An 11,911-nucleotide genomic window follows, 5' to 3' on the forward strand; every position below is an offset into this window, starting at 1 on the left:
CTCTACAATTGCTGTATTGTATGCTACGTATGCATTATTGCCCTGTTTCGTGCTGAGTTATATTAAAAACCCCCCTGGAAAAATAAGTAAATAGGCTTTACTATATTAGAGAGAGTAAAAAATTGTTAACTGGATTTGACGTCTAGTTGATTATCTGTCTAGAAGCCAATACTTTTATTTCGGCACATAGATAGGTAAAATTCTTGTAATTATAATATCCTGGAGATTCTCTAGTCATGACCATTGCAGTAGGACGTGCCCCCAGAAGCCGTGGGTGGTTTGACGTACTCGACGACTGGTTAAAGCGTGACCGTTTCGTGTTTGTAGGTTGGTCAGGGATTTTACTATTTCCCTGTGCTTTCCTAGCACTAGGCGGTTGGTTAACTGGAACAACTTTTGTAACTTCTTGGTATACTCACGGGTTAGCATCTAGTTACTTAGAAGGTTGTAACTTTTTAACAGTAGCTGTTTCAACTCCTGCAGATGCAATGGGACACTCATTGTTACTGCTGTGGGGACCTGAAGCACAAGGTGACTTTACTCGCTGGTGTCAATTGGGTGGTTTGTGGGCATTCGTAGCATTGCACGGCGCCTTTGGATTGATTGGCTTTATGCTACGTCAGTTTGAAGTTGCTCGCTTGGTAGGAATTCGTCCTTACAACGCAATTGCTTTTAGTGCGCCTATCGCTGTATTTGTCAGCGTATTTTTGATGTACCCCTTGGGTCAATCATCATGGTTCTTTGCTCCTAGCTTTGGAGTAGCAGCAATTTTCCGTTTCTTACTGTTTTTACAAGGTTTCCACAACTGGACACTTAACCCCTTCCATATGATGGGTGTAGCAGGTGTACTTGGTGGTGCGTTGTTGTGTGCTATTCACGGTGCAACAGTAGAAAACACATTGTTTGAAGATGGTGACGCATCGAATACCTTCCGTGCGTTCAACCCAACTCAAGCAGAAGAAACCTATTCGATGGTGACTGCAAACCGTTTCTGGTCACAGATTTTTGGTATTGCTTTCTCTAACAAGCGCTGGTTGCACTTCTTCATGTTATTTGTACCTGTAACAGGGTTGTGGATGAGTGCAGTTGGTATTGTTGGTCTTGCTCTTAACTTACGTGCTTACGACTTCGTATCACAAGAGTTACGTGCCGCAGAAGACCCTGAATTTGAAACCTTCTACACCAAGAATATTCTTCTTAACGAAGGTATTCGTGCTTGGATGGCGCCTCAAGACCAACCTCACGAGAAATTCATATTCCCAGAAGAAGTATTACCTCGTGGTAACGCGCTGTAAGCTTACGAATGTTTAAACATTAACGCTACGAGCATTAAGAGGAAAACCCTACCTTCAAGGTAGGGTTTTTTATGGAATTTTACTAAAAAACAGTAGACACGTTCCCATTAGTATGTGCTATATTTGTTTACAGGAATAAACACCCAGAAGCTTTAAGTTTCTGCCTTTTGAGACTAAGACCGTTTAGGCAACAAGGAGGTGATGCCCATGATAGAAAGTAGTATACGCATGGGTCATCAGGTTGCAGTTAGCCGGCTGTGCGCCGGGGCTGTTCTCTAGGAGTTACTCTTAGTCTGCTTATCTGACTAAGTTAGCTTAAGTGGCTAGATTATGCTTGGAGTTCCTTCCGGCAGTCTGGTTGCAACCTGAAGACCCGACTAGACCGCCCTTACTTAAGTCACCTGATTTAAGTAAGGGCGGATAGTTTTATAGATTGTTTTACTGATGTTTTACGTAAACATAAACAAATCGCTGTAAAATGCCTATATCAGGATAAAGTGCAGACTAGATATAAGGTATGTAAAACATGGCGCCATTACTAAACGAATCAGAGATTCAAGAACGTGTACAAGTGTTAGATGGATGGAATATTGAATCCAAGACACTGCGTGCAACACGTAAGTTTAAAGATTTTATTCAATCAGTAGATTTTGTCAATAAGCTGGTGGCGCCTGCGGAGTCAGCAGGACATCACCCAGATATAGAAATTTCTTATAACACAGTAAAAATAACTTTAACTACCCATGATGCAGGTGGGTTGACGCAGAAAGATTTTGACTTAGCTCAAGTTATTTCGCAAATCATTTGAAATACACGTGGCACCATAGAAACAGTATTTTTGATGAGTATTTAATAGAAATTTGCAGCAAATATCAAAAATAACTGAATTAATACTACGGTAATCAAAAATTGTTCAGTATTTAGACTGATACGGATAGTATAAAAATTGGGAAACAGTTTGAGAAACATCTACTGATAGTAATGGATTCGTAATTAAAAATATCCTTTATTGGGTATGTGACAGTTAGACATGTGAACGCTATCATCTTGTCAGAAGGCAAAAAAGTTGCTTTATAATGTAAAAGTTATAAGCAGCTTTATTGCATAAGTTAACTGTGAGAATAGTTAGCGTAACTCTATTAAATTTGCTAGAACTAGAATTGTAGATGCGGGCACTTTTGCCTGAATCTAGCAGTCAAGAACAGAAGTAGCATTAACTAAACAATTAGTTGCAGCAAACAAAATGTCTACACGAGGTGTGAGGAGAACAGTAAAAATGTCAAATATATTGTGGAAATCTTTGGTGGTAAGCCCAGCAGTCCTAGGCGCGACGCTTTTGGTGTCAACGTCCGCATTTGCAGCTGGTAGCAAAACAACTCAAGTGAATGCACCAGAGTCAAAAGTAGCTTCAAACGAAGCTGCATTAACAGCATCCACAGACAACACAACAAAGACAACATCAGTCTTTACAGCAGTTACCCCTATCGAAACTGCTCAAAAAACAGACTTGTTGGCACAAGCGCAACCACAACAAACTAATGTCAACAGTCTTGACCAAATCAATAAATACGGTAACGAAGGAAGAGGAAACTCTCAAGGACAAGTAACATCGGTTTCTCAGTTTTCCGATGTACAGCCAACAGATTGGGCTTTCCAAGCATTGCAATCGTTGGTAGAACGTTATGGTTGTATCGCTGGTTATCCTAACGGTACTTATCGTGGAAACCGCGCATTAACTCGTTATGAATTCGCAGCAGGATTAAACGCTTGTTTAGACCGTGTTAATGAGTTAATTGCAACCGCAACCGCTGATTTGGTAAGAAAAGAAGATTTAGCAACCTTACAGCGTTTGCAAGAAGAGTTTTCGGCAGAATTAGCAACCTTGCGTGGTCGCGTTGACAACTTAGAAGCACGTACTGCTGAACTAGAAGCAAATCAGTTTTCAACCACAACCAAGCTAGTGGGTGAAGCTATCTTCGCTGTAACCGACGCATTTGGCGACCAAGTAGACAGTCGTAATAACACAGTTCTGCAAAACCGCATTCGTCTTGACTTACAAACCAGTTTTACTGGTAGAGACGTATTGCACACTCGCTTGGCTGCTGGCAACGCAGGACGTTTCGACTTGGGTGCTGGCAACGTAAATGACGTTAACAGTACTTTTGAAGGAACTCAAACCTTTAACGTAATAGGAGGTAGCAATGCCAGTAATGGGGTAGCTTTAGATTGGTTAGCTTACTATGTGCCTATTGGACCTGCTCAATTGTATGTAGCAGCAACAGGTGGTGTTCATGCAGATTATGCAGCAACCAACAATCCATACTTTGAAGACTACGATGGTGGCAACGGTGCCCTATCAACCTTTGCATCTCAAAACCCCATATACCGAATTGGTGGTGGTGCTGGTGCAGCGTTAAATATTCCATTTGGCAGAAGTGGCGGTATTCTTAAGCCTAGTTCTATCACTGTTGGTTATTTAGCATCAGATAATCCTACTCCTAATGGTGATAATCAAGGACCAAATATTCCTACTCCTGGATCAGGTTTATTTGGTGGTAATTATGCAGCCCTAGGGCAATTAAATTTCAATTTGGGTGAGCGCATTGCTTTAGCTGCAACCTACGTACACGGTTATCATGGTGCAGGTAGCACATTATTCGATGCAGGGGGTTTTGGTGGTACTGGCGACATAGTTAGCCCAACTACTGGTCTGACAAGGAACACAAATATTCCTCTTGTTGGTACTCGCCAAGCTAACTTTAATGAAACTGCAACTTCGAGTAATTCTTACGGCGCCTCGGTTGCATTTAGACCTAGCGATAGGTTATCTATCAGTGGTTTCGTTTCTTACCACGACTTAAATAGCCAAGGTGCTAACAATGACCGTGAAGCTTGGAGTTACGGTGCTGGTATTGCTTTACCTGACTTTGGTAAAAGAGGTAACGTTCTTGGTATCTTCGCAGGCGCCCAACCTTATTCGTTTAATCGTGCAGGTAGTGGTCAAAGAGATGTACCGTACCACATCGAAGGTTTCTATAAGTACCGTGTTAGCGATAATATCTCCATCACTCCTGGTGTAATTTGGTTGACCTCTCCTGGTCAAAGCAACAATAACGATGATGCCATCATCGGTACTTTGAGAACCACTTTTACATTCTAAAATTGTTAGCAATTTTGAATCATAAGTCTTTCAGTCGAAAGCTCGTCAGAAAGACTTATAGGTAGGAGAATAGAACAAAATTTGGAATTCCCTGCGATATCGCGGGGAATTATTTTATTTTGTGGGGAAACCGAACAAACCCCAGTGGAGAACCGGAGTATACTATAGGAAATCTCTATAATAAATTGGCCGCCTGTGGAACTATCTTGTAAATCGGAATATGCGATATTGGCATTATTGGAACTGGCGTCCCAGTACCAAAACGGAGAACCATTACAAATTCGACAAATTGCGGCACAGCAAAATATACCTGACCGTTATTTGGAGCAATTATTAGCAACTCTTAGACGTGGAGGTATTCTCAGAAGTCAACGCGGTTCTAAAGGAGGCTACCTTTTAGCGCGCGAACCTTGGAAGATTTCAATATACGAGGTTTTAATTTGTTTGGAAGGTTTTGATATCCGAACTAACGAAGAAGAAGTCAAGCCTAAAACACCAGATAGCTCAGTTATTGAAGAAGTTTGGCAAGAAGCTCGCCAAGCCGCAAATGTAGTTTTACAGAATTACACTCTTGCTGATTTGTGCGAGAAGCGTGATGCACGCAAACAATTGGATATTATGTATTACATTTAGTGCTGATTGCTGAGTGCTGAGTCGTGAGTTATTAGTTATTAGTTAAATAATTTTTATTTAATTCTCTCTAACTCCTTACTTCCAACTCCCAACTCCTTACTCAGCACTCAGCACTCAGCACTCAGCACTTTGAACTATTAACTATGAACATTGCTCGTGATATTACTGAACTGATTGGTCGCACTCCTTTGGTGCAGTTAAATAGAATACCCCAAGCTGAGGGGTGTATGGCGAAAATTGTGGTGAAGATGGAAAGTATGAACCCTTCTGCTTCGGTGAAAGACCGGATAGGGGTGAGTATGATTAATGCTGCTGAAGCTGAGGGTTTAATTTTTCCAGAAAAGACTGTACTTGTTGAACCTACATCTGGAAATACTGGAATTGCGCTGGCAATGGCTGCTGCTGCTAAGGGTTATCGGTTAATTTTGACGATGCCTGAGACAATGAGTGGTGAACGGCGAGCAATGTTACGGGCATACGGCGCCGAGTTAGTATTAACACCTGGTATTGAAGGTATGGGTGGCGCCATTCGACGCGCGCAGGAAATAGTTGATACTACGCCTTATGCGTATATGTTACAGCAGTTTCGTAACCCAGCAAACGTCCAAATACACCGTGAGACAACTGCTCTAGAGATTTGGCAAGATACCGATGGAAAGGTTGATATGGTAGTTGCTGGTATCGGTACTGGAGGAACAATTACGGGTGTTGCTGAGGTTATTAAAGCTATTAAACCTAGTTTTAAAGCAATTGCTGTAGAACCAAGCAATAGTCCTGTGCTTTCAGGGGGACAACCAGGCCCTCATAAAATTCAAGGTATTGGCGCCGGTTTTATCCCGCAAGTCCTTAAGGTAAAATTAATTGACGAGGTTATTACCGTCAGTGATGACCAAGCAATAGCTTATGGGCGCCGTTTAGCACGCGAAGAAGGATTATTATCTGGAATTTCTACTGGCGCCGCATTATATGCTGCAATTCAAGTAGGTAAACGTCAAGAAAACGCTGGACGTTTAATTGTAATGGTTCAACCTAGCTTTGGTGAAAGATATTTAAGCACACCTCTATTCCAAGATTTAGAATCAAAAGTGGGTCAATAACTTTACCCCACAAAGGTTGATATATTTAGTTAATGACTGATACAAATCACTACGACACCCTTAAAGTCAGTAAAAATGCTAGCCAAGCGGAGATTAAACAGTCTTATCGCCGCTTGGTTAAATTGTTTCACCCAGATACTAATCCAGAAACTTCTGACTCTGAAGAAATTATTCGTATTAATGCAGCTTATGAAGTGTTAGGTGACGAAAAAAGTCGCAAAAGCTATGACCGTGGACTAAATAAAAATTCGCAAGTTCGTGAGAATGATTATAGTCAGCGAACACGAACAAAACAACAAGGCAAGCGCCAAACAGGGCGAGATATTGACGAATTAGTCGAACAATGGCTACAGAGAATCTATTTTCCAGTAAATGATACACTGACTTGGATTTTAGAATCGCTACAAGAACAAATCGACAATTTATCGGCAGACCCCTTCGATGATGACTTGTTAGAAGCATTCCAAGAATATTTAGACGACTGTCGTGCAAAACTCAAACAAGCGCAAACCTCATTTCGCTCACTCCCAAACCCACCATTATTAGCGAGAGCAGCAGCACATCTTTATTACAGCTTGAACCAAGTTAGTGACGGTTTAGACGAATTTAAATATTTTCCACTCAACTACGACGAAAACTATTTGCACACAGGACAAGAAATGTTTCGTATCGCAGAACATCTGTTATATGAAGCACAAGAATCTGTAGATATTTACAAGTAGCGTAAATTGTATGGCAAACCCATCAACACCTTTTGGATTATACAAGATACTATTGATATAGTTGTAACTTACCCAAGTTAATATAAAGGAGTACATTTATGGATGTTGCGGCTACATTCGCAGAAATAAAAGAATTAAGTGTCAAAGAACGGATTCAGATAGTTCAAGAAATTTGGGACAGTATCAGCCAGCAACCAGAACAACTGGAGTTGACTGAGGTACAAAAGCAAGAGTTATCGAGACGTTTAGCTGCTCATGAAGCGAATCCTAACGCTGTAGTTTCTTGGGAAGAAGTAAGATCTCAAGCTTTGGCGAGGGCAAGAGTTTCCGAATGAGCCTCAGTCATTCACTATTGTTTTTAAAGACGCTCGTCGTGCTGTAATTCCAAAATTTCCTTACTCTATTTTATATAAAATTGAAACCAATAATATAGTGGTGATTGCTGTGTTTCATAGTAAACGCAATCCGAAAATATGGCAGCAGCGAGCATAGCCAGCATAAACATCAACATACTGTCAGCACAATCGTAAGTAGTGAAAACACAACTAACTACTAGGTGCCTTATTGGTTTATGCTGGTAGTAGTGAAACGTTAAGAAATTTTAAATTCTGCTGCCAAGGTACTCATGCAATGCATTGTTAATCGCCGCGCACAGTTTTCGGCAAGTCACCGCTATTGGTTGCCGGAGTTGAGCGAAGTTGAGAATTTTGAGAAATTTGGTGCATGTGCTAAATTTCCCGGACATGGACATAACTATGTTTTATTCGTTTCCTTGCTTGGGGAACTTGATGAATATGGCATGGTGCTAAATTTATCTGATGTCAAACACGTAATCAAGCGGGAAGTCACAGGTCAACTAGACTACTCGTTTCTCAATGATGTGTGGTCGGAGTTTCAAGAAACTTTGCCAACGACAGAAAATATTGCACGGGTAATTTGGGACAAATTAACACCGCATTTACCTGTGGTTCGTATACAGCTATTTGAACATCCTGAACTTTGGGCAGATTATATGGGCAATGCAATGGAAGGTTATCTTACCGTCAGTACTCACTTTAGTGCCGCACACCGTTTGGCACATCCGAGCTTAAGTGACGAAAAAAACTTTGAGATTTACGGCAAATGCGCGCGTCCTAACGGTCATGGGCATAATTACCATTTAGAAGTGACCGTTAAAGGTGATATTGACAAACGTACAGGTATGTTAGTTGATTTAGGCGCCCTACAAAAAGTAATTGACGATTATGTAGTAGAACCCTTTGACCATACCTTCTTAAACAAAGATATTGCTTACTTTAGTGAAGTAGTACCCACTGCCGAAAACATCGCACTCTATATAAGTAACGTACTACGGGCACCAATTCAAAATATAGGTGCCAGTCTTCACAAAATTAAACTCATCGAGAGTCCCAACAACTCCTGTGAAATATACTGCAACAACTCTCAACAAAACATACCTTCTACAACACAAAGCCAACCACTGTTAGCACAAGTATAATCCAATGTAGAACAGGCATCCTGCCTGTTCAGCAACTCTCTCTTGGAGAACATTGGATGCAATTATCACCGAAAGCTGTTCGCTTTATCATAGAGGCACTAGATTATCGAATCAAAGCTTATAAAGAAAGCTTCAACAATATACATGCTGACTCTGATGAAAATTTTTATCTAGCAAATGACATTATATACTTAGAAGCTATCCGTGAAGAATTGGCGGAGGCGATAGTTCAAAAGTTAGAAAAAGTATAAACATGTCATTAGTCGCGTAGCGAAGAATCTAGAGTTTTGCTATATATAACCATATATAAGATGCTTCACTACGTTCAGCATGACACAGAAAGGTTAATGTCAATTATGCGACTTTAGCGATAATAGTACGGTGCCGAGGACTATTAGAAGCAATGACAGGCGCCGTAAAACCTGCTTCAATTAATGCTTGTTCTATATCCAAGCTAAAATAATCGTCCAAATAAGGTTCTGTACTTTTGAGCAGAGTAAATACATAAGGAGGCATCATTTTAAATGCTTCTGCCCTCGGATTCATATCCATTATTGCTAAATGACCGTTCGGACGTAATAGCCTTCGCGCTTCAGCAAAAATTTGTTTAGTGGCAGTTTGTGGTAATTCGTGACAAACAAGAAATATTGAAACTAAATCAAACGAAGCATTAGGTAAACCAGTTGACTCTGCTGCTGCATGAACCCAGTTGATTTTTGCTTGTCGCTCCTGTGCGCGATAATGGGCAACAGCCAAGAAGTAAGGTGATAGGTCTAAACCTGTAACTTGTGCGTTTGAATATAAATATTGCAGTGCAAAAGTACTCATGCCAACACTACATCCGATGTCGAGAATAGTTTGAGGTGGGTTTGGTATATGCTTTATAAGAATATTGTGATAATTTTGGCGCAGTTTTGTATCACCTTGGGCGCCTGCATCTTGCCAGATTTTTGCATGGACAGCATATGCAGCAGATTCGACTTCAAAAGCTGCTAGCCAACTCATATTACCACTTTCGTAAGCATGAAAGGAAGTTAGATAATACTCTGGGTATGATAAATCGGGATTTTTGACTTGAGCCAAATCAGATTGCCAGTCACGGGTTTTTAATGTGTCAACTTCGTTTTTCCAGGGTACACCAAGTTCATGCGCGCGTTTTATCATCATTTGACGTGCTTGATGTTTAGCAAAGTTAGCCAATGGTTTAATCGCTAGTACCCCGTTTACTAAACGCGATGCTATATCTGGAGTGTTTTTAATGGCAGCAGTCATAAAATTCGCTTCTTTTTACAAAAAAGGTTTCAAAATCTCAATAAAATCAATGCTAATCTAAAGCTGCTTTTTGAAAAAGGTCAGAAAGCGTGTATTTCAGCTAACTGGTATTACAGGTATTTTAAGTAAATTTGTATTTAAACGTCGCAAATTGGTACTACTGGTTTAGGCAAATAAGTAGCACAGGTGGGGCGCCTATGCTACGTTAAGGAGTAACTCATCCGTTACAGGAGTGGTACCGTTGCCTATTTTGCGGTTTTTGGTTTGAGTGATAACAACATTTCCATTTGGGTTGTTGATTCATTGTTACTATTGGCTGTTACTCCTATTCCACGAATTGAGTTGAGAATTGCTGCTGTGTCGGGTGTTATTGGGCCTGCTGCGGTTGCAAATTTGTTGACTATCAACATGGTTTTATCCATATCTATATATATATATCCACCGTTAGGTCTTTGTAATGACCCTGTGATGGTTTTGAATGAGTCGCTATTGTCTAAAGGTTGCCCACCTTTAATTGATAAGGTATCAGCGATGGGACCACCTAGTGCTATAAATACTGTGTCTTGGTCAAGCCAACCATGTGCTAATAGTCCACCTTGGTTAGGTATTTGCCACTCGGTTATGTCTCTATCACCTATTTTACGTGCTTGCACATTTACGTTTTGCGTTTTAACTATGTTGTCGATTTTTGAAAAAGTTGCTTCGGCTGTTTTGCGGTCGCTTGTGTCAAATACAAAGGCGCCACCAAATCCAAAACCTGCTAGGACTCCTTGGTCAGAAGGTATTGCTGCTAATCCAAATTCGCCGTCCATCCAACCAAAAACATCTTTGTCTAAATCTATATTTACAGATTGAAGTTGTCCTCGTGCTTGTTGAAGTGCTTGGTTTAGTTCTGGATAATTTTTAGATTCTTCAGTAACTGCTTTCCACCAGCGGCTTATTCCTTGTCCACTGACCAAAGCGAGTGTATTTGCTGGGAACTGAGAAACTACTTTAGAAGAACTTGGTTCATATTTATACTTTAAAAGTTTGGGGTCGATGTTAGCTACAGCTTTCATCCGCACGCCGTCATTATCAATACCAATACCTGCAACCATTGATTTAACTTGCTTTAACTGGTCTAAAGTTTGGCGAGGTATCTGTTTTGCTTGAGAACTATTTTTGATTAATTGCTCAAACATACTAGCATAATCTGGTACATATATCTGGGCAACTGCGTTTTGAACATCGACACCTTTGCTCAAAATTTCGCTGGCGCCTTGTTTACTCGCAAATGAGGGTTCGCCTTTAACGGTATCTATAGCTTGTTCGATGGCTATTTTATCTTGGGAGAATACTAAGTAATTATTATTGTTTATAATAGCGCTGTATGTAGGTTTGCCCTGTCCTTGGGTTTCGGTGATTTTTTCACCCTTATAATCAATTTCTTGGCTTTTTACGTCTTTTTGCGATTTTAAGCGATTTGCAAGATTTAAAGCGCTAATTTTATCTTTAATCCCAACCACCATCAAAACGTTCGGTTCTTGGGTTGCTTGAGGAGTTGCTTGAGTCGGTTTTGCTGGGTTAGATGGTAGAAGCGCTACCATTACACCACTTATCCAAGGCTTTAAGTCTTTTTCGTATGAAATATTACCATCAGCTAATGTTGTCTTATTAAAAGCTTCTAATGAATTAGATACAACTTTTTGAGCTTCTGGTGTACCAAACTGCGACAGTTTAGACCAAGCTTGTGGGTCAGTTGTTATATATGTGGCTACTAATGCGTCATCTGGAACTACTCGCGCGCTCGCTATGGCGCCAGAACTATCACCAGAAGGACCCTTGAAAAAATACATGTAGGCAGCAATACCACCAACTGCTACAGCCGCAGCACCAATCGCTGGGATTAAAAATTTTGACTTACTCTCAGGCATTGTTGTCTATCCTTGTTTTCTCAAATCGTCAAATTGCTTTTGGGTCATCAACGTAAGCGCAGAAAATATATGGATTTCTTTTCCAGCTCCACTAATTTAGCGGTAACTACTGATAAAATTAGTATTTCCTCAAACTAAGAAGGGCTAAAATCTGTTCCAAAATACTACTTCAAGTGCAAAACACGCAAATCCGCATTTCTGTTGGATATTGTCAATGCACGTTTACTACCCATATCAAAACTCACCATGCTTAAAACAACATAAACCAGTTATTTTAAGTTATACAGGTATCAATAGGGTACTTTTACTATATTGATTGGC

The 11,911-nt window shown here is 40.4% G+C and carries 11 protein-coding genes; 9 read left to right on the forward strand and 2 right to left on the reverse strand.

Features of this window, described 5'->3' with window-relative positions:
* The first annotated feature begins 236 nt into the window (after positions 1–236).
* From psbD to DSM106972_RS22170, 9 genes are all read left to right on the forward strand, one after another.
* Positions 237–1,295, forward strand: a complete 1,059-nt coding sequence (gene psbD / locus DSM106972_RS22130; protein ID WP_127082743.1) for a photosystem II reaction center subunit D2 — start codon at positions 237–239, stop codon at positions 1,293–1,295.
* Positions 1,296–1,821: 526 nt separating this feature from the next.
* On the forward strand, positions 1,822–2,103 hold the full coding sequence (locus DSM106972_RS22135; protein ID WP_127082744.1) for a 4a-hydroxytetrahydrobiopterin dehydratase: 282 nt from the start codon (positions 1,822–1,824) through the stop codon (positions 2,101–2,103).
* A gap of 468 nt (positions 2,104–2,571) precedes the next feature.
* Entirely contained in the window at positions 2,572–4,455 is a 1,884-nt protein-coding gene (locus tag DSM106972_RS22140; RefSeq protein WP_127082745.1) for an iron uptake porin, read from the forward strand.
* A gap of 195 nt (positions 4,456–4,650) precedes the next feature.
* Entirely contained in the window at positions 4,651–5,088 is a 438-nt protein-coding gene (locus tag DSM106972_RS22145) for an RrF2 family transcriptional regulator (protein ID WP_127082746.1), read from the forward strand.
* 143 nt (positions 5,089–5,231) lie between these two features.
* On the forward strand, positions 5,232–6,185 hold the full coding sequence (gene cysK / locus DSM106972_RS22150) for a cysteine synthase A (protein ID WP_127082747.1): 954 nt from the start codon (positions 5,232–5,234) through the stop codon (positions 6,183–6,185).
* Between the two features lie 32 nt (positions 6,186–6,217).
* Positions 6,218–6,907 (forward strand): J domain-containing protein, encoded by a 690-nt coding sequence (locus DSM106972_RS22155; RefSeq protein ID WP_127082748.1) that lies wholly within the window; start codon positions 6,218–6,220, stop codon positions 6,905–6,907.
* Between the two features lie 98 nt (positions 6,908–7,005).
* Entirely contained in the window at positions 7,006–7,242 is a 237-nt protein-coding gene (locus DSM106972_RS22160; RefSeq protein WP_127082749.1) for an addiction module protein, read from the forward strand.
* A gap of 290 nt (positions 7,243–7,532) precedes the next feature.
* Complete coding sequence (locus tag DSM106972_RS22165; protein WP_127082750.1) at positions 7,533–8,405, forward strand: 6-carboxytetrahydropterin synthase; 873 nt, start codon at positions 7,533–7,535, stop codon at positions 8,403–8,405.
* A gap of 56 nt (positions 8,406–8,461) precedes the next feature.
* A complete protein-coding gene (locus DSM106972_RS22170) occupies positions 8,462–8,656 on the forward strand; it encodes a hypothetical protein (protein ID WP_127082751.1) in 195 nt (64 codons plus the stop codon).
* Positions 8,657–8,759: 103 nt separating this feature from the next.
* Here the strand turns inward: DSM106972_RS22170 and DSM106972_RS22175 are convergent, their stop codons facing one another.
* Both DSM106972_RS22175 and DSM106972_RS22180 read right to left on the reverse strand, forming a co-directional pair.
* The gene (locus DSM106972_RS22175) at positions 8,760–9,677 is read right to left on the reverse strand and encodes a class I SAM-dependent methyltransferase (protein WP_127082752.1); all 918 of its coding nucleotides are present in this window, start codon (positions 9,675–9,677) and stop codon (positions 8,760–8,762) included.
* A 245-nt stretch (positions 9,678–9,922) separates the two neighbouring features.
* Positions 9,923–11,590, reverse strand: a complete 1,668-nt coding sequence (locus tag DSM106972_RS22180) for a DUF3352 domain-containing protein (RefSeq protein WP_127082753.1) — start codon at positions 11,588–11,590, stop codon at positions 9,923–9,925.
* Positions 11,591–11,911 lie beyond the last annotated feature (321 nt).

Source organism: Dulcicalothrix desertica PCC 7102, assembly GCF_003991905.1.
Classification (GTDB): domain Bacteria; phylum Cyanobacteriota; class Cyanobacteriia; order Cyanobacteriales; family Nostocaceae; genus Dulcicalothrix; species Dulcicalothrix desertica.